Source organism: Streptomyces sp. NPDC027189, from assembly GCF_055566975.1.
This window is the reverse complement of record NZ_JBVHRI010000011.1, coordinates 252420-269669: the sequence shown is the minus strand read 5'-3', so window position 1 is coordinate 269669 and position 17250 is coordinate 252420. Positions and strand designations below refer to the sequence as shown.

General features: G+C 69.8%; 13 protein-coding genes. 9 read left to right on the top strand and 4 right to left on the bottom strand.

All coding sequences use genetic code 11. From position 1 onward, the window contains the following. Nucleotides 1–196: 196 nt before the first annotated feature. The gene (locus tag ACZ4RZ_RS26630) at nt 197–460 is read right to left on the bottom strand and encodes a WhiB family transcriptional regulator (RefSeq protein WP_003975777.1); all 264 of its coding nucleotides are present in this window, start codon (nt 458–460) and stop codon (nt 197–199) included. Between the two features lie 710 nt (nt 461–1170). Between ACZ4RZ_RS26630 and ACZ4RZ_RS26625 the strand changes: the two genes are divergently transcribed. The 4 genes from ACZ4RZ_RS26625 to ACZ4RZ_RS26610 all read left to right on the top strand — a co-directional run bounded on the left by ACZ4RZ_RS26625 (nt 1171) and on the right by ACZ4RZ_RS26610 (nt 5197). Next, nucleotides 1171–1662: a cysteine dioxygenase gene (locus tag ACZ4RZ_RS26625; RefSeq protein WP_467748198.1), complete on the top strand. Its 492-nt coding sequence runs from the start codon at nt 1171–1173 to the stop codon at nt 1660–1662. Between the two features lie 63 nt (nt 1663–1725). Further along, nucleotides 1726–2685 (top strand): 2-phospho-L-lactate transferase, encoded by a 960-nt coding sequence (gene cofD / locus ACZ4RZ_RS26620; RefSeq protein ID WP_467748197.1) that lies wholly within the window; start codon nt 1726–1728, stop codon nt 2683–2685. Next, nucleotides 2682–4025: a coenzyme F420-0:L-glutamate ligase gene (locus tag ACZ4RZ_RS26615; protein WP_467748195.1), complete on the top strand. Its 1344-nt coding sequence runs from the start codon at nt 2682–2684 to the stop codon at nt 4023–4025. Before cofD ends, ACZ4RZ_RS26615 begins: the two co-directional genes overlap by 4 nt. 167 nt (nt 4026–4192) lie before the next feature. Then, the gene (locus ACZ4RZ_RS26610; protein ID WP_467748194.1) at nt 4193–5197 is read left to right on the top strand and encodes a DNA-3-methyladenine glycosylase family protein; all 1005 of its coding nucleotides are present in this window, start codon (nt 4193–4195) and stop codon (nt 5195–5197) included. Between the two features lie 201 nt (nt 5198–5398). On the opposite strand, the gene manB is transcribed toward ACZ4RZ_RS26610, so the two are convergent. Both manB and ACZ4RZ_RS26600 read right to left on the bottom strand, forming a co-directional pair. Beyond that, nucleotides 5399–6481, bottom strand: a complete 1083-nt coding sequence (gene manB, locus ACZ4RZ_RS26605; protein ID WP_467748192.1) for a mannose-1-phosphate guanylyltransferase — start codon at nt 6479–6481, stop codon at nt 5399–5401. Between the two features lie 160 nt (nt 6482–6641). After that, the gene (locus ACZ4RZ_RS26600) at nt 6642–8243 is read right to left on the bottom strand and encodes a peptidoglycan recognition protein family protein (RefSeq protein WP_467748190.1); all 1602 of its coding nucleotides are present in this window, start codon (nt 8241–8243) and stop codon (nt 6642–6644) included. A 128-nt stretch (nt 8244–8371) separates the two neighbouring features. On the opposite strand from ACZ4RZ_RS26600, the gene ACZ4RZ_RS26595 reads away from it, so the two are divergent. The 4 genes from ACZ4RZ_RS26595 (at nt 8372) to ACZ4RZ_RS26580 (ending at nt 14509) form a co-directional block, all read left to right on the top strand. Next, nucleotides 8372–9127 carry a TIGR03089 family protein gene (locus tag ACZ4RZ_RS26595; RefSeq protein WP_467748188.1) on the top strand — a complete coding sequence of 252 codons (756 nt, stop codon included), beginning with the start codon at nt 8372–8374 and terminating at the stop codon, nt 9125–9127. 254 nt (nt 9128–9381) lie between these two features. Beyond that, on the top strand, nt 9382–10659 hold the full coding sequence (locus tag ACZ4RZ_RS26590) for an LCP family protein (protein ID WP_467748186.1): 1278 nt from the start codon (nt 9382–9384) through the stop codon (nt 10657–10659). Between the two features lie 245 nt (nt 10660–10904). Further along, nucleotides 10905–12638, top strand: coding sequence for an LCP family protein (locus ACZ4RZ_RS26585; protein ID WP_467748185.1), 1734 nt, complete (start codon nt 10905–10907; stop codon nt 12636–12638). Between the two features lie 125 nt (nt 12639–12763). Then, entirely contained in the window at nt 12764–14509 is a 1746-nt protein-coding gene (locus ACZ4RZ_RS26580; RefSeq protein WP_467748184.1) for an LCP family protein, read from the top strand. 63 nt (nt 14510–14572) lie between these two features. Here ACZ4RZ_RS26580 and ACZ4RZ_RS26575 read toward each other — a convergent pair whose 3' ends face one another. Continuing rightward, the gene (locus tag ACZ4RZ_RS26575) at nt 14573–15616 is read right to left on the bottom strand and encodes a glycosyltransferase family 2 protein (RefSeq protein ID WP_467748183.1); all 1044 of its coding nucleotides are present in this window, start codon (nt 15614–15616) and stop codon (nt 14573–14575) included. A gap of 127 nt (nt 15617–15743) precedes the next feature. On the opposite strand from ACZ4RZ_RS26575, the gene ACZ4RZ_RS26570 reads away from it, so the two are divergent. Further along, a complete protein-coding gene (locus tag ACZ4RZ_RS26570) occupies nt 15744–17216 on the top strand; it encodes an LCP family protein (protein ID WP_467748181.1) in 1473 nt (490 codons plus the stop codon). The last annotated feature ends 34 nt before the right edge of the window (nt 17217–17250 follow it).

Sequence of the window (17250 nt, the reverse complement as noted above, 5' to 3'; positions counted from 1 at the left end):
GGACTGCGGTGGACGTCTGTGTCCGGCGGGGACAGCGGGACGTCTCGGACGAGGGCCCACACTAACGGCTGGGCAACACAGCGGCCCGCCGCCTGTGGATAACCCACCTGCGACGGGCCGTTCGTTACGTATCGGTACGGAGGGGTGTGCGCCGTTCGGTCGGACGGCGGCCTGCTTCGGACAGCGGCGGTCACGCTCAGACGGCGGCCTTCTTCAGCCTTCGCCGCTCGCGCTCGGACAGACCGCCCCAGATGCCGAACCGCTCGTCGTTGGCGAGCGCGTATTCGAGGCACTCGGAGCGGACCTCACAGGCGAGGCAGACCTTCTTGGCCTCGCGGGTGGAGCCACCCTTCTCGGGGAAGAAGGACTCGGGGTCGGTCTGGGCGCACAGCGCGCGCTCCTGCCAGCCGAGTTCCTCGTCTGCGTCGTCGACCAGCAGTTGCTGCACCAGCTCGGTCATGTGCGCCCCTCGTCTGTCTTTCGCGTCCCCGTGATGCTGTCGTTACCGATTTCGGCTGAACGACACGAGTGAAATTACAAGTGTGCCGATCCGGGCCAGTCAAGCCGAGATCTGCTATTGGGCCCCTTATTCACTCTGCGGAACCAAGGCTATGCGGAAAGTGTTCAAATCGGCATAAACCCTGACAGCCCAAGGGGTCCAGGTCAGGCACCCGATCCCTCACAGGGAAGGACGCCCGGGAGTTCGATCTCGTTCCGAGCGTTTCGAACACGAACATCGAAGCGAGCCGGATCACAGTTGGATCACGGGATCGCATCGAGGTTTGTGCGCCCGGTTGTGCGCCATGTGTCCGGGGTGGCTCCTGAACAAACCTTTCGCCTGTCAGATGAACCGGATGAGGTGAAACATTGCCCACATACCGGACATGAAGTTGACAGTCGAGGCATGAACCGATGTCCTTGTGGGCATGCTCGCGAACTTGGCACTCACCTCGACCCGCACCGCCGGGTCCCACGGTGCTGCCCGCGCTCGCTGTAGCTGTTGTTGCTGTTCCAGCTGTTGAGCCGTACCGCGCTCCGGCTGCCCTCCGCCCGCTGAGGCACCACTGAGGCACCCCACCGCCCCTATCCGGGCGAATCCTCCCGCTCGTGACCCGGGCGGAACGACCTGCGACACCCCAGCACTCTCCCGCCGAGGAACCACCGCACCCCATGAACAGCGACAGCGACCTCCAGATCGCCGGCGACATCCTCGAAGTACCGCACCTCCTCCAGCCGCCGCGCGAGCACCCCGCGACCGTGGCCGAGTTCGTCGGCCTCGCCCGCTCCATCGCCGCCGACCGCTCCCAGTGGGAGCACCTCGTGCAGTACGACGCGGCCTCGCGCTGGTACCACCGGCTGCGCACCGGGCCCGGCTATGAGGTGTGGCTCCTTTCCTGGGTGCCCGGACAGGGCAGCGGGCTGCACGACCACGGCCCCTCGTCCGGCGTACTGACGGTCCTCGAGGGTGCGTTGACCGAGCGGACCGAACGCGGCACGCGCGCGTTGGGCGCGGGTTCGCAGCGGGTCTTCGCACCGGGGTACGTCCACGAGGTCGTCAACGACTCACTCGAACCGGCCGTGAGCCTGCACGTCTATTACCCGGGTCTCACCGAGATGCCGATGCACACGGCCCAGTGCGCCACGGCCGCCGTCACCGCCTGAGAACCGCCCGAGGTCTCGTAACCGCCTGACGCTTTGTCGTACCCGCCTGCAAGACTGAACCCCATGCGCATTGTGGTTCTGGCAGGCGGTATCGGTGGTGCCCGGTTCCTGCGTGGTCTCCAGCGGGTCGTGCCGGACGCGGACATCACGGTCATCGGCAACACCGGCGACGACATCCATCTCTTCGGGCTGAAGGTCTGCCCGGACCTCGACACGGTGATGTACACGCTCGGCGGCGGCATCAACGAGGAGCAGGGCTGGGGACGGGCCGACGAGACCTTCCACCTCAAGGAGGAGCTCGCGGCGTACGGGGTCGGACCCGAGTGGTTCGGGCTGGGCGACCGCGACTTCGCGACGCACATCGTGCGGACGCAGATGCTCGGCGCGGGCTATCCGCTCAGCGCCGTCACCGAGGCCCTGTGCGACCGGTGGAAGCCGGGCGTGCGCCTCATCCCCATGTCCGACGACCGCGTGGAGACCCATGTCGCCGTCGAGGTGGACGGCGAGCGCAGGGCCATCCACTTCCAGGAGTACTGGGTGCGGCTGCGGGCCTCCGTGCCGGCCGAGGCCATCGTGCCGGTCGGCGCCGAGCAGGCCAAGCCCGCGCCCGGGGTGCTCGAAGCCATCGCCGAGGCGGACGTCATCCTCTTCCCGCCGTCCAACCCCGTCGTGTCCATCGGCACGATCCTCGCCGTGCCCGGCATCCGGGAGGCCATCGCCGAGGCGGGGGTTCCGGTGGTCGGCCTCTCCCCCATCGTCGGGGACGCGCCCGTGCGCGGCATGGCCGACAAGGTGCTGGCCGCGGTGGGCGTCGAGTCCACGGCCGCGGCGGTCGCCGAGCACTACGGCTCCGGGCTCCTCGACGGCTGGCTCGTCGACACGGTGGACGCGTCCGCCGTGGAGCGTGTGGAGGCGGCCGGCATCCGGTGCCGGGCCGTACCGCTGATGATGTCCGACCTCGACGCGACGGCGCAGATGGCGCGTGAGTCGCTGACGCTGGCGGAGGAGGTACGGACGCCTTGAGCAGCGCGCAGCCTCCGCAGGAGGGGCTTGGGAACGGCAGACCGTCGGCCGGCTATCGGGTCTGGGCTCTGGACGGACTTCCCGAGGTTCGTCAGGGGGACGACCTCGCGAAGCTGATCGCCGCGGTCGAGCCCGGGCTCGTCGACGGGGACGTGCTCCTCGTCACCTCCAAGATCGTGTCCAAGGCGGAGGGGCGGGTCGTCGAGGCCGTCGACCGTGAGGCCGCCATCGACGCCGAGACCGTACGGGTCGTGGCGCGGCGCGGGGCCCTGCGCATCGTCGAGAACCGGCAGGGGCTCGTGATGGCCGCAGCCGGGGTCGACGCCTCCAACACCCCCGCCGGGACCGTCCTCTTGCTTCCCGAGGACCCGGACGCGTCGGCGCGGGCCATCCGGGACGGGCTGCGCGACACCCTCGGTGTGGGAGTCGGTGTCGTCGTCACCGACACCTTCGGGCGGCCGTGGCGCACCGGGCTCACCGATGTCGCCATCGGCGCCGCGGGCGTACGCGTGCTCGACGATCTGCGCGGCGGCACGGACGCGTACGGCAATCCGCTGAGCGCGACCGTCGTCGCCACCGCCGACGAGCTGGCCTCCGCCGGTGACCTGGTCAAGGGCAAGGCCTCCGGACTGCCCGTCGCCGTCGTGCGCGGGCTGCCGCACGTGATGGCCGAGGACGACGGTGAGGGGGCGCGGGCGATGGTGCGCGGCGCGCGCGACGACATGTTCCGCCTCGGCACGTCGGAGGCCGTACGGGAGGCGGTGACCCAGCGGCGTACCGTACGGGCCTTCACCGACGAGCCCGTCGACCCCGGTGCCGTACGGCGCGCGGTCGCCGCGGCGGTGACGGCTCCGGCGCCGCATCACACCACTCCCTGGCGGTTCGTCCTCCTGGAGTCCGAGGAGTCCCGGACAGAGCTGCTCGACGCCATGCGGGACGCGTGGATCGCCGATTTGCGGGGCGACGGGAAGAGCGAGGAGTCCATCGCCAAGCGGGTACGACGGGGGGACGTGCTGCGCAACGCGCCGTACCTCGTGGTGCCGTGCCTCGTGATGGACGGGTCCCATGCGTACGGCGACGTACGGCGGGACGGGGCCGAGCGCGAGATGTTCGTGGTCGCCGCCGGGGCGGGTGTGCAGAACTTCCTGGTCGCGCTGGCCGGGGAGCGGCTCGGGTCCGCGTGGGTGTCGTCGACGATGTTCTGCCGCGATGTCGTACGGGAAGTGCTGGGGCTGCCGGAGGAGTGGGATCCGATGGGAGCCGTGGCCGTGGGGCACGCGGCCGAGGAGCCGAAGGCTCGGCCGGAGCGGGATGCGGGGGCGTTCATCGAGGTGCGTTGAGGCGGCGCCTTGCGGGGCTGAGGTGGGGAGCGTTGTGCGGGCTGAGGCGGGTACGGCACCTCGTGGTGCGCCGGTTTGTGTTCGTTGCGGTGTGGCGACTCGTGCGTGTCGGGGGTATGGAGCGCCTACTCTCGTAGGGCATCCCTGGCGCCTCTAGGACCTCATTCATGGCTGGACGTTTCACTCCTCGGCCGACGCGTACGACCGTGCGCGGCGGGCATGTCGTCGTGCCCGGTGGTGGGGTGCCGCGGCAGGCGGCCGCGGCAGGGCGCACTCGTACGTGGACGCCCTCGGGGCCGCTCGACCTCGGGCTCGTGCTCGGGCCGCTGCGGCGCGGGCCCGGCGATCCGACGTTCCGGGCGACGCCGGACGGGGCCGTGTGGCGGACCAGCCGTACGCCCGCCGGGCCCGGGACCCTGCGGGTCGTGCTGCGGGGCGGGGTGGCCCGGGGCGAGACGTGGGGGCCGGGGGCGGAGTGGCTGCTCCATCAGCTTCCCGAACTGCTCGGGGCGTCCGACGATCCCGACGCCTTCGAACCGCGGCACCGGCTTGTCGCTCTCGCGCGGCATCGGCGGCCGGGGTTGCGGCTGACGCGGACCGGGCTCGTACTGGAGTCGCTGATTCCGTCGGTGCTGGAGCAGAAGGTCACCACGGATGAGGCGTATCGGGCGTGGCGGTTGCTCGTACGGAAGTTCGGGGAGCCGGCGCCCGGACCCGCGCCGGAGCGGATGTACGTCATGCCCGCGCCGCGGACGTGGGCGTTGATTCCGTCCTGGGAGTGGCATCGGGCCGGGGTCGACAACAAGCGGGCTTCTACGATTCTTCGGGCCGTGCGGGTCGCTGCACGGCTTGAGGAGGCGGTGGGGCTCGATCCCGTGCGGGCTCAGGCTCGGCTTGAGGTGGTGTCCGGGATTGGGCCCTGGACCTCTGCGGAGGTTGTGCAGCGCAGTCATGGGGCGGCGGATTCGGTGACCGTGGGGGATCTTCATCTGCCCGGCATCGTGGGGTATGCCCTGGCCGGGGACCGGGATGCGGACGACTCGGTGATGCTCTCACTGTTGGAGCCGTATGCGGGGCAGCGGCATCGGGCGGCTCGGTTGATTCTGCTGTCCGGGCGGACGCCGCCGCGGCGGGTGCCGCGGATGCCTCGGGGGGATATCGGGCGGCTGTGATCGGGCTGTCGCGTCTGGGTGAGGTCCGGGCGGGTTTCGCCCCCTCCGCGCCCCTACCCGTCCCGTACCTGGGGGGCTCCGCCCCCCCTCCACAGACCCCCGTATCGCGCTTCGCGCTCGTCCTCAAACGCCGGACAGGCTGAAAGATTGCCGGCCGGGGCTGAGTTCTCAGCCCCGGCCGGAGCCGCCGTGCAGCCCTGCCTACTGATCCGACGAGAAGCGGATCGCGCCCCCGGGAATGCGGGCGTCGCACCACACTCGTACATCGGCGCGGAGTTCGTTGTCCGGGCCGATCGTCGCGCCGTCTCCGATGAACGCGCCGGTGAGGATGGAGCGCTCGCCGATGCGGGCGCGGGCGCCGATGAGGGAGTCGGTGATGACGGCGCCGGGTTCGACGACGGCGCCCTCGAGGATCGTGCTGCCCGAGATGCGGGCGCCCTCGCCGACGCAGGCGCCCTCGCCGACCACCGTGCCGCCGGTGAGTTTGGCGTCGGGGGCGACCCTGGCGGTGGGCAGGATCAGGCGGTCGCCGCAGCGGCCGGGGACGGCCGGGGAGGGGGCGCGGCCGAGGACGAGGTCCGCGGAGCCGCGCACGAAGGCCTGGGGGGTGCCCAGGTCCAGCCAGTAGGTGGAGTCCACCATGCCCTGCAGATGGGCGCCGGTGGCGAGCAGGTCGGGGAAGGTCTCGCGTTCCACCGAGACCGGACGGCCCTCGGGGATCGTGTCGATGACCGCGCGGCGAAAGACGTACGCCCCCGCGTTGATCTGGTCGGTGACGATCTCCTCGGGGGTCTGGGGCTTCTCCAGGAAGGCCGTTACGCGGCCGGTCGCGTCCGTGGGGACCAGGCCGTACGCGCGCGGGTCCTCGACACGGGTGAGGTGGAGGGAGACGTCCGCGCCCGTCGTCTCGTGGGTTGCCACCAGAGCCCGGATGTCCAGGCCGGTGAGAATGTCACCGTTGAAGATCAGTACCGGATCGTCGGGGCCCGAGTGGAGTCGCGACGCCACATTGCGGATCGCGCCGCCCGTGCCAAGGGGTTCCTCCTCGGTGACGTACTCGATGTGGAGGCCCAGCGAGGAGCCGTCGCCGAAGTACGGCTCGAAGACCTCGGCCAGGTAGGAGGTCGCCAGGACGATGTGCTCGACGCCCGCCGCTCTCGCTCGCGCCAGCTGGTGGGTGAGGAACGGGACCCCGGCCGCCGGGACCATGGGCTTCGGGGTGTGCACCGTGAGGGGGCGCAGCCGGGTGCCTCTGCCGCCGACCAGGAGGATCGCTTCTGTCACCTGTCGTCTCTGCTTCCTGCCGGGACCGGCCGAACTGTGTTTCGGCCGGCCAGTGTATGCAGACCGTTCGATGGCGCCTTCGATGGCCTTGCGGTGTCCCTCGATGGCCCTCTGTCGACCTCAGGTGATCTCTGCTGCCTCCGGTCGGATCCACCCGTTTCTACCTGCCCTGGTACTCGGCCGCCGCCTTGCGGGCTGAGCCGAGCTTTCCGTACAGGAGTTTTCCTGGGCACTCGGTGGCGAATCCGTCCCGATGGCCGGAGATCACATTCAGTCGTGCGTTCTTTCCCTTTGCGTAGAGATTGCCACCGCCCGACTTCAGGTATGTCTTGCCACGCGGATCCGCTCCGAAGAGGCCGAGCTTCCATGCGGTGAGCCGTGCGATGGCGGTGACTGCGTCGCCGGACGGCTTCGTCTTGGCGAAGCTGCCGAGGACGGCGATCCCCATGCTGTCGCTGTTGAAACCGAGAGTGTGGGCGCCCATGACGGGCTTCGCGACGCCCCCGGCGCGGCCTTCGTAGATGTTTCCGCACTTGTCGACGAGGAAGTTGTAGCCGATGTCGCGCCAGCCGCTGCTCACCACGTGGTAGCGGTAGATACTGCGGATGACCGAAGGGGCTTGGGAGCAGCTGTAGTTGTTGCCCGACGCCGTGTGGTGCACGAAGGCCGCCTTGACCTTCTTCGTGTAGACGAAGCCAGGTTCACGCAGGCTCTCGTCCGCACCCCAGCCGCTGCGCGTGATGATGCGCGGACGTGCACCGATGTACGGCTTCACGCGCTCGTCGCCCCCGCTCGCGGCGATGAATTCGCGCTCCGTCTCCTGCTGGGAGAGCTCGGGGATCTCCCAGGCGCCGAGGGGCGCGAGACCGGCGTTGGCGGAGGACGCGGCGGCGTCCTCGGCGGACATGGCGCCGGCGAGCGTGCCGTCAGCGGGTGTGCCCGTGCCCTCCGGGGGAGCGTCGGTGTCATACATGGGCGCGTTCGCGAGCGGGTCGTCTACGGAAGCGTCTGCGGTCGACTCGCCCCCGGAAGCGTCCGCGATCAGGTCGCCGACGGCAGCAACCGCGGACGACACGGCCATGGAAGCGAGCGCGGTCAGGTCGCCCACGGGCGTGACCGGGGCCGGATCCAGCGGCGGCGCGCCCTCGTGTGCGCTGCCCGTCGGTGCGCTCCCGCGCGCGTCGCTCATCTGCCCGCCGTCACGCGGGGCATCCGCGCCGGGGTCGACGAGTTCGAGGTGGAGCCCCCTGGGGAGCGGTGAGTCGCCCGGGGCCGTCGCCCGTTCGACCCCCTCCGCCCGTTCCGCCTGGACGCGCGCCTCGACGCCGTCCGAGTTCCCCACCCACAGCGGCGCCGTGGAGCCGTGCACCCGGCCCGATTCGCCCTCGGCGGTGTCCGGGTCGGCGGCGTGCTCGTGATTGTGCGTCTCGATGTCCTGCCAGTCGGACCAGTGGCCCGTCCCGACCGCGCGGGTACGGACCTGGACGCGGCCGTGCAGCTCACTGTCCGGGTTGTCCCAGATGACGCCGACCAGCGAGAATGGCCGCACGTCACGTGGGGTGAGCCCCTGTTCGGGCGCGGCGGGCCCGAGGGTGCGCTGGTCGTCGGGCGGGGCGAGCGGCAGGGACTGGGTGCTGCCGGGGACGGCCGGCTCGGACGTCCCCGTCGATGATCCGGCCTGCGCCGGGGCGGGCAGGGCCAGCGGAAGGGCGATTGCGGCCGCGCAGGTGACGCCGACCGAGGAAGCAAGAAATCCATGCATGCCCCTGATCGTGGACATAGCCACACATATCTGTCCATTGGGGATTTGACGGGCCGTCGGGCACGCTCGTCCGAACCGGTGGCGCGGGCAGACCGCCCCGCGCGCCGCCCCCGCGTACGCTTGCGCGCGTGAATGCCACCGACCGCACCCCCGCCGACCTGCTGGGATCCGCGCTCGCCGCGGACCCCGCGCGCCCCTTGGTGACCTTCTACGACGACGCCACGGGCGAACGTGTCGAATTGTCCGTGGCCACCTTCGCCAATTGGGTGGCCAAGACCGCCAATCTGCTCCAGGGCGAGCTGTCCGCCGAGCCCGGCGAACGGGTCGCGCTGCTGCTGCCCGCGCACTGGCAGACGGCGGTGTGGCTGCTCGCGTGTTCCTCGGTCGGCGTCGTCGCGGATGTCGGGGGCGACCCGGGCGCGGCGGACCACGTCGTCGCCGGGCCCGGGCAGTTCGAGGCCGGGCTCGCCTGCTCCGGGGAGCGGGTCGCCCTCTCGCTCGCGCCGCTGGGGCGTCGCTTCCCGACTCCGCCCGCCGGATACGCCGACTATGCCGTCGAGGTGCCGTCCCAGGGCGACCGCTTCGTGCCGTACGGGCCGGTGGACCCGGAGGAACCCGCGCTGATCGTCGCCGGGGCCGAGTACACGAGCGCGGAGGTCGTCGAGATGGCCCGTTCGGAAGCGCCCGCGCTCGACCTGACCGGGCCGGGGTCCCGAATTCTGTCGGCGCTTGCGTACGACACGTGGGAGGGGCTCAGCGCCGGGTTGTACGCGCCGCTCGCGACCGGGGGGTCCGTGGTGCTGTGCCGCCATCTGGAGCAGCTCGGCGAGGACGCGGTCGCCAAGCGGATCGAGAGTGAGCGGGTGACGGCCACCGCTCGCTGACGATTCTCCGGGGAGGCCGCCTGTTGAGTGCTGGCCGCCTCTGACTGGTCGCGCAGTTCCCCGCCCCCCCCCCAACAAGGCCGTCCGACGGCTGCGGGCCATTCGTGGCCGATCGCGCGGTTCCCCGCACCCCTGACGGGGCGCTCATCCCCCATTCGGCCCATCACCGTCCGCCCCCCTCCCCCGCCCCGAGCCATGGTCGTAAGAGCACCGCAGCGCGACATGTTCGTACGCCATGAGGGGTGGATCCGCTCGTGACCGATACCGCAGGCACGCCCCCCGGAGGCCCGGCAGGGCCGGGGCTGGGAGCGTCGCCCACCGGGACCGGTCTCATACGTCGCCGGCGGCGCTGGCTGCGCTGCACGGCGATAGCTGTCGCGGGTGTGGTGCTCGGCGTCGTGGGGGTGGGCTGGGCGGCGTACGAGAAGCTGAACGCGAACATCACGTCGGACGGCGCCGCCGCCGCCGAGCTGGCCCGGTACGAGAAGGAGCGGCCGACCTCGCTGGTCCGTGACGCGCAGAACATCCTGCTGATCGGATCGGACTCGCGCTCGGGGGACGGGAACCGGAAATACGGGCGGGACTCGGGGACCGAGCGGTCCGACACCACGATCCTGCTGCATCTCGCGGCGGACCGGCACAGCGCGACCGCCGTCTCGCTGCCCCGCGACCTGATGGTGAACGTGCCGAGCTGCCGGCGCCCGGACGGCACGCGCACCCGGCCGACGTTCACGATGTTCAACTCCGCCTTCCAGACGGGTGGTTCGGCCTGCACGATCCGGACCGTCGAGCAGCTCACGAACATCCGCGTCGACCACCACATGGTCGTCGACTTCCATGGCTTCAAGGACATGGTCGATGCCGTGGACGGCGTCGAGGTATGTCTGAAGGAACCCATCAACGACAAGGCCGCCAAGCTGAAGCTGCCCGCGGGCAAGGTCATGCTCAACGGCGAGCAGGCCCTCGGCTACGTCCGCGCCCGCAAGAGCATCGGCGACGGCAGCGACACCGACCGGATGGACCGTCAGCAGCGATTCCTCGGCGCGCTCGTCAACAAGGTGCAGAGCAACGACGTCCTGCTCAACCCGACGAAGCTGTATCCCGTGCTCGACGCGGCCACCTCGTCACTCACCACGGACCCGGATCTGGCGAGCCTGCGCGGGCTGTACGACCTGGTGCGCGGCATGCGCGACATCCCCACGGAACATGTGCAGTTCCTGACGGTGCCCCGGACGTCGTACGTCCACAACGCCAATCGCGACCAGCTCGTGGAGCCCGCGGCGACACGACTCTTCACGCGGCTGCGTTCGGACGAGCCGGTGGTGGTCTCGAAGGACCTTCCGGATGATTCAGCTCCAAAGCCGGAGAAATCACCCGTTAAGAGCGCCTCCAAGTCCTCCTCGCTCGACTACGGAGAGGAGTCGCCCAAGGACGGGAAGTCGAACGGAAAGCGCCCCGGCGCACCCGCCGGCACCCCTGATCCGGCGCCGACTTTCCGCGGGAACACCGCGGCCGAGGACGGCTGCGAGTAAAGCGCGCGCCAAGACGGGAACTGCTGCGCTAAGAAGTCTCTGAGAAATAGGGCGGATTGCCCAGTTGTAGGGACGTGGAATTTGTCACCGCCGTCGCCCCACGCTGAACTGGGCGGATAGTGTGAGCGATCCGGTGCACCCGGCCACGAGGTCAATCCTGGGGGTCGCGCACTGCTTGACCGAGACCCGAGCGCCTTCAGAGGGGGAAAGGCGCCGCGTGGCCCCGACGGAGGATTCAGACAACCGTGGACGCGCAAGGCCGTGGGCGGGCGGACAACATCGACCCCGCAGACCAGTGGGTGCTCAACCCGAACACCGGCGAATACGAACTGCGACTGACCCCTTCCGCACCGCAGTCGGGGGTGCCCAGGCCGCGAAGAGGCGCCGGCGCTTCCGCGGGACCGCGTGCCCGTACGGCGCCGGGCCGGGACCGTGCGGCGCCCGGCACCACCAGCGTGCCGGGTCCGCGCCGCCGCCGTACGGAACCGCCGGAGCCGGCTCCCGGGCGGCGCCGGGGGCGTACGAAGCCGAAGAAGTCGAAGGCGAAGAAGATACTGCTGTGGACCGGCGGCACCATGGCCTTCGTGCTGATCGCCGTCTCGGCCGCCGGGTACGCCTACCTCAAGCACCTCGAGGGCAACGTCAACACGACGGACATCGGCAGCGCGGGCAAGAACGGCTTCAGCAAGGACGAGGCCTTCAACATCCTGATCATCGGCACCGACAAGCGCACCGGCAAGGGCAACGAGGGCTACGGCGACAAGGGCAGCGTCGGGCACGCCGACACCAACATCCTGCTGCACGTCTCCAAGGACCGTACGAACGCGACCGCGATGAGCATCCCGCGTGACCTGATCGTCAACGTCCCGGACTGCCCGACCAAGCAGTCGGACGGCTCCGAACAGGTCATCGGGGGCACGCAGAACGTCCGCTTCAACACGAGCCTCGGTCAGGGCGGCCGCAACCCGGGCTGCACCATGCTCACGGTCAAGGAAGTCACCGGCATCGCACCGGACCACTTCATGATGGTCGACTTCAACGCGGTGAAGACGCTGACGTCCGCGGTGGGCGGCGTCGACGTCTGTCTCGCCAAGGACGTCAACGACCCCGACTCGCACCTCAAGCTCTCCAAGGGCAAGCACACGATCGAGGGCGAGCAGGCGCTGGCCTTCGTGCGCACCCGGCACAGCTTCGGCAACCAGGGCGACCTCGACCGCATCAAGGTGCAGCAGCAGTTCCTGGGCTCGCTGATGCGCAAAATGAGCTCCAGCAACACCCTCACCAGCCCCACCAAGCTGATCGATCTGGCCGAGGCCGCCACCAAGGCGCTGACCGTGGACAAGGGGATAGGGAAGGTCAGCACGCTCAAGGACATCGCCCTGGAGCTGAAGAAGGTGCCGCCGAAGAACATCTCCTTCACCACGGTGCCGGTCGTCGACAACCCGGCGGACGGTCTCGTCCACAAGACGGTCATCGTCAACAAGACACTGGGCCCCCAGGTCTTCGACGCGATCAAGAACGACGTCTCCTTCACCGCGGTGAAACAGAAGGAGAAGAAGGAGAAGGCGGCCGTGGCCGCCCGGCTCAAGGGTTCGCGTTCCGCCGCCTCCGAGATCCGCGTCGACATCTACAACGGCGGCGCCAAGTCCGGCTCCGCACAGGAAACTCTTAACTGGCTGCAGAATAGTGAGGGCGTGCTCAAGTCCAGCCAGCTCGGAAACGCTGACGAAACACTCGGCAAGACGACCCTGGAGTACTCTCCCGACCAGGCCGATCAGGCACGCAAGCTGGCGGACCTCATGGGGCTGCCCGCTTCTGCGATGAAGCCCGGCAAGAGCGAGACGAACTCACAGGGTCTGCCCGCGATCGTGCTGACCCTGGGCAAGGACTTCAAGGGCGCCGGGGTGTCGATGAGCACTCCGACGAAGGCGCCGGACGTCGACAAGTCCACGGCGGACAAGACGGTGTGCGCCAGCTGATGACCTAACGGGTCCGTCAGACGTCTGACAGGGCGTGAGGTGTGTCCGGTTCGGGCCGCGCGAGGCGTCCGGTCGGACGCGCGACGGACCCGTTTGTCAGGCGCAGGGTGGGGAGGGGCAGGGAGATGGCGCAGAGCAGTGTGCGTGGGGAGGGAGCACGACCACGCGTCCGGCGAGCCGGTGGGGCCGGTGAACTGGGCTGGGAGGGAGGTCTGTACGACGAGAACGGCGATCCGGTTCACCGGACCGACGACGGTTCCGTTCGGACGGCCGACAGCGAGGGCGTGCGCACGGCAGACGACACGATGCCGCTCAAGCCGCAGGGCCAGGGCCGGCACGGCGGTGGCGGTGGGCGGCGGCACGGGGGCGGGGGGCGCCCGCGTCGCAGACGCCGCATACTGCGCTGGTCGGCGACGGTCCTGGCGGTCCTGATACTCGGCACCGCAGGTGCCGGTTATCTCTACTACCAGCACCTGAACGGCAACATAAAGAAGGACGACTTGAACATCGGCGACGCGAAGGACCGTGCCGCCAAGTCCAAGCCGAACGCCGCGGGCCAGACCCCGCTGAACATCCTGCTGATCGGTTCGGACGCCCGGGACTCCGCGGAGAACCAGAAACTCGGCGGCGCCAAGGACACCTTCGACACGCCGGCGCGCGCGGACGTCCAGATGCTGCTGCACGTCTCGGCGGACCGCTCCAACATGTCGGTGGTCAGCATGCCGCGCGACACGCTGCTGCAGATACCCAAGTGCACCGACCCGGACACGGGGAAGACGTACGCGGCGAGCACCTCGCTCACGATGACGAACGACTCGCTGGGCCGCGGCGGTCCCGGCTGCACGGTCGCCACCTGGGAGAAGCTGACCGACATCCACATCGACCACTTCATCATGGTCGACTTCGCGGGTGTGGTGTCCATGGCGGACGCGATCGGCGGTGTCCCGGTCTGCGTGGACGCCAACATCTACTCGCACACCTCCACCGGCCACGGCTCCGGGCTGAAGCTCGAGGAGGGCACGACGTCCATCAAGGGCAAGCAGGCCCTGCAATGGCTGCGGACGCGGTACGGCTTCGAGGACGGCAGCGACATCGGCCGGACCAAGGCCCAGCACCAGTACATGAACTCGATGGTGCGCCAGCTGCGCGAGAACGCCACGCTCAGCAACCCCAACAAGCTGCGCAAGCTCGCCGAGACGGCCACCGACGCGCTGACCGTCGACGACGGCCTGGGCACGGTGACCAAGCTCTACGACCTCAGCAAAGAGCTGAAGAAGGTCCCGACGAAGCGCATCACCATGACCACGATGCCGTGGGTGTACTCCTCCGACGGCAACCGGGTGCTGCCCAAGCCGACGGACGCGGCGAAGGTCTGGCGGCTGCTGCGCGAGGACATCGCGCTGGACGGCAAGGACAAGAAGAAGACCACCGAGGAGAAGGCCTCGTCGGATCCGGCCGCGGCGGACGACAAGATCGCGGTGCAGGTGCAGAACGGCACGCGCACCAGCACGCTGGCGCCGGTGAGCGGGCGCGCGTCCACGGTGACGCAGCTGCTCGTGGGCAAGGGCTTCACCCAGGCGAGGGCCGACACGACGACGGCTACCGTCGAGGACACGACGGTCGTCCGCTACCCGAGCGCCGATCTGGAGGGCGACGCCCAGCGGGTCGCCAAGGCCCTCGGCATCCCGACGAGTGCGGTGGAGAAGTCGACGAACGTCTCCGGCATCACGCTGGTCGTCGGCGCCGACTGGCGGGACGGCACGACGTACAAGGCACCCGAGGAGGACGACAAGACGCCGAAGTCGGCGGACGCCCTGAACGGCTCGGACAAGTCGGCGTGCATGCATGTGGACCCGGACTACACCTGGTAGCCCGTACATAAGAGTTGGGCCCCTCTCGACTTCGAGAGGGGCCCAACTCTTATGCATGGAGACTCAGTTGGAGCTGAGCACCGCCGGACGCCGGGAGGCGATGACTTTCTTGGCCAGCGCCTTCGGGCTGGTGAGGAAGCCGAAGCCCCACGACATGTGCATCGTGGCGAGGGCGACGGGGATCTGGAGGCGTGCCTTCAGCGGCAGCCCCTTGCCCGCGGGCAGTGAGCCGAGCGCGATGGCCGCGAGGTAGCCGCCGGGGATCAGGAATCCCCAGGGCGTCAGCGCCGCGCCCACGACCACACCCGCCGCGATCGCGCAGACCGCGGTCGGGGGTGCGAGGTAGCGCAGGTTGATGGAGCCCTCGTGGTAGCGGGCGACGACGTGCCGCCAGCGCCCGTAGTTCTTGTACTGCTCGGCGAGAGCCTTGACGGAGGGCCGCGGCCGGTACGACACCCGCAGTTCGGGCGAGAACCAGATGAGCCCGCCCGCCTCCCGGATCCGAAAGTTCAGCTCCCAGTCCTGGGCGCGGATGAACTCCTCGTTGTAGCCGCCCTGCTGTTCCAGGGCCTCGCGCCGGAAGACACCGAGGTAGACGGTCTCGGCGGGTCCGGCCTCGCCGCCCGTGTGGAACGCGGCGTTCCCGACCCCGATCTTCGAGGTCATGGCGGCCGCGACCGCGTGTTCCCAGTCGTTCTCACCCTCGGCGTGCATGACGCCGCCGACGTTCTGCGCGCCGGTCTCCTCCAGGAGGCGTACGGCGGTCGCGATGTAGTTCGGCGAGAGCATGCCGTGCCCGTCGACGCGCACGACGATGGGGTGCCGGGACGCCTTGATCGCGGCGTTCAGCGCGGCCGGGGTGCGCCCGGTCGGGTTCGGGACCGTGTGCACGCGCTTGTTTTCATTGGACGCAGTTTCGCGGACGAGCTCGGCGGCGATCTCGTCCGTACGGTCCGTGGAGGGACCGATGGCGATCACGACCTCCATCTCGCCGTCGTACTGCTGCGCCAGGATCGCTTGGACGGCCCCGCGCAGATGCCGCTCCTCGTTGAGGACGGGCATGATCACAGAAACGGCGGGGGGCCGCACGTCAGACTTCTCGCTCATCGGACGTCACGTTACCGCGAATGGGGGACACGGGCGCGCGCCGCCCGGCCTACGGCCCGGGCCGCAGATCGTATCGGCCTACGGTGCTCAAGGATCCCCACGCCCGGCCTACGCGGAGGTGTCCCCCTTGCCCAGCCCGCCCCGCTCCCCGGCGCGCCCTCAGCGCCACCCGCAGCCGTCCCGCTCGCGGCGGCCCCCCGTACGACCGCCCGTACGGCGCAAGAAGCCGCGCTGGGCCATGCGGGTGGTGACGACCATCTCCGTGGTGGTCCTCGCCTCGGCGGGCATCGGGCACGCGGTGGTCACCAGCCTGGGCGCGGGCATCGCCCGGGTCGACCCCTTCAGGGACATGAAGAACCGCCCCGAGGCCGGCCACGGCATGAACGTGCTGCTGGTCGGCACCGACGGCCGGGACAAGATCACGGAGGCGGAGCGGCGGAAGTTCCGGCTGGGCGGAGCGCCCTGCCACTGCACCGACACGATCATGATCGTGCACATCTCGGAGGACCGGGAGCGGGCCAGCATCGTCAGCCTGCCGCGCGACTCGTACGCCGAGACGCCCGCGCACACCGACGAGACCACCGGCACGCGGCACGGCTCCCACCCGATCAAGCTCAACGCGGCGTACGCGGAGGGCGGCCCGAACCTGACCGTGCGCACCGTCGAGAACATGACCCACGTCAAGATCGACCACTATCTGGAGGTCGACTTCATCAGCTTCATGAAGACCGTGGACGTTCTCGGCGGCGTGGAGATCTGCACCACAAAGCCCCTGAAGGACTCCTACACCGGTCTCGATCTGGCGGCGGGCTCGCACCTGCTGGGCGGCGGACAGGCACTCCAGTACGTACGTGCCCGGCATGTCGACGGAGCCTCCGACCTCGGCCGGATGCAGCGCCAGCAGCGCTTCCTGGCGGCGCTGGTCGGGCGGGCCACCTCGTCCGGGGTGCTGATGAACCCGATGAAGTTCCGCGACGTGACCCGGGCCGTCCTCGGCTCGGTCCGCGCGGACGAGGGCTTCGGCACGGACGAGCTGCTGGACCTGGGGCGGGCCATGAGGAATTTCTCACCCTCCTCGTCCGAGTTCGCGACCGTGCCGATCGGGCAGATGGGATACGTCGTGAAAGGCATCGGTTCGACGCTGAAGTGGGACCCCGCCAAGTCGGCGAAGCTCTTCCAGGCGCTGCGCGACGACAGGCCGATCGCGGTGCACAAGGCGCGGCCCAAGTCCGTCCCCGTCGACGTGGCCCCGCAGCAGATCCAGGTCCAGGTCGAGAACGGGACGGCCACGGCGGGCCTCGGCAAGCGCGTCGACGGCGCACTGGCCGCCGTCGGATTCCGTACGACGCGCCGGCCCACCAGTGCGCCGGCCACGGCCCTCCGGCGCACCGTCATCTCGTACGACCCCCGCTGGGACCGCTCGGCGAAGTCCCTCGCGGCCGCGCTGCCCGGCGCGGAGCTGCGCGCGGTCAAGGGGCGGGGCCCGCTGCTGAAGGTGACCGCCGGGGCGGACTTCAAGCAGGTCAGGCGGGTGCAGCCGGAGGCCCCTCATCAGGGGGAGTTCGGGGCGGTGACGGGGGATCAGGTGATGTGTCCGTAGGACACCGAACCTTGGCCCCGAGCGCTCCGAATGG

What these genes read in the sequence shown, in the direction of transcription:
- ACZ4RZ_RS26610 (WP_467748194.1), top strand. Translation starts at nt 4,193, where the DNA reads ATGGCTGGACGTTTCACTCCTCGGCCGACGCGTACGACCGTGCGCGGC.
- ACZ4RZ_RS26625 (WP_467748198.1), top strand. Translation starts at nt 1,171, where the DNA reads ATGAACAGCGACAGCGACCTCCAGATCGCCGGCGACATCCTCGAAGTA.
- cofD (WP_467748197.1), top strand. Translation starts at nt 1,726, where the DNA reads ATGCGCATTGTGGTTCTGGCAGGCGGTATCGGTGGTGCCCGGTTCCTG.
- ACZ4RZ_RS26580 (WP_467748184.1), top strand. Translation starts at nt 12,764, where the DNA reads ATGGCGCAGAGCAGTGTGCGTGGGGAGGGAGCACGACCACGCGTCCGG.
- ACZ4RZ_RS26575 (WP_467748183.1), bottom strand. Translation starts at nt 15,616, where the DNA reads ATGAGCGAGAAGTCTGACGTGCGGCCCCCCGCCGTTTCTGTGATCATG.
- ACZ4RZ_RS26630 (WP_003975777.1), bottom strand. Translation starts at nt 460, where the DNA reads ATGACCGAGCTGGTGCAGCAACTGCTGGTCGACGACGCAGACGAGGAA.
- ACZ4RZ_RS26600 (WP_467748190.1), bottom strand. Translation starts at nt 8,243, where the DNA reads ATGCATGGATTTCTTGCTTCCTCGGTCGGCGTCACCTGCGCGGCCGCA.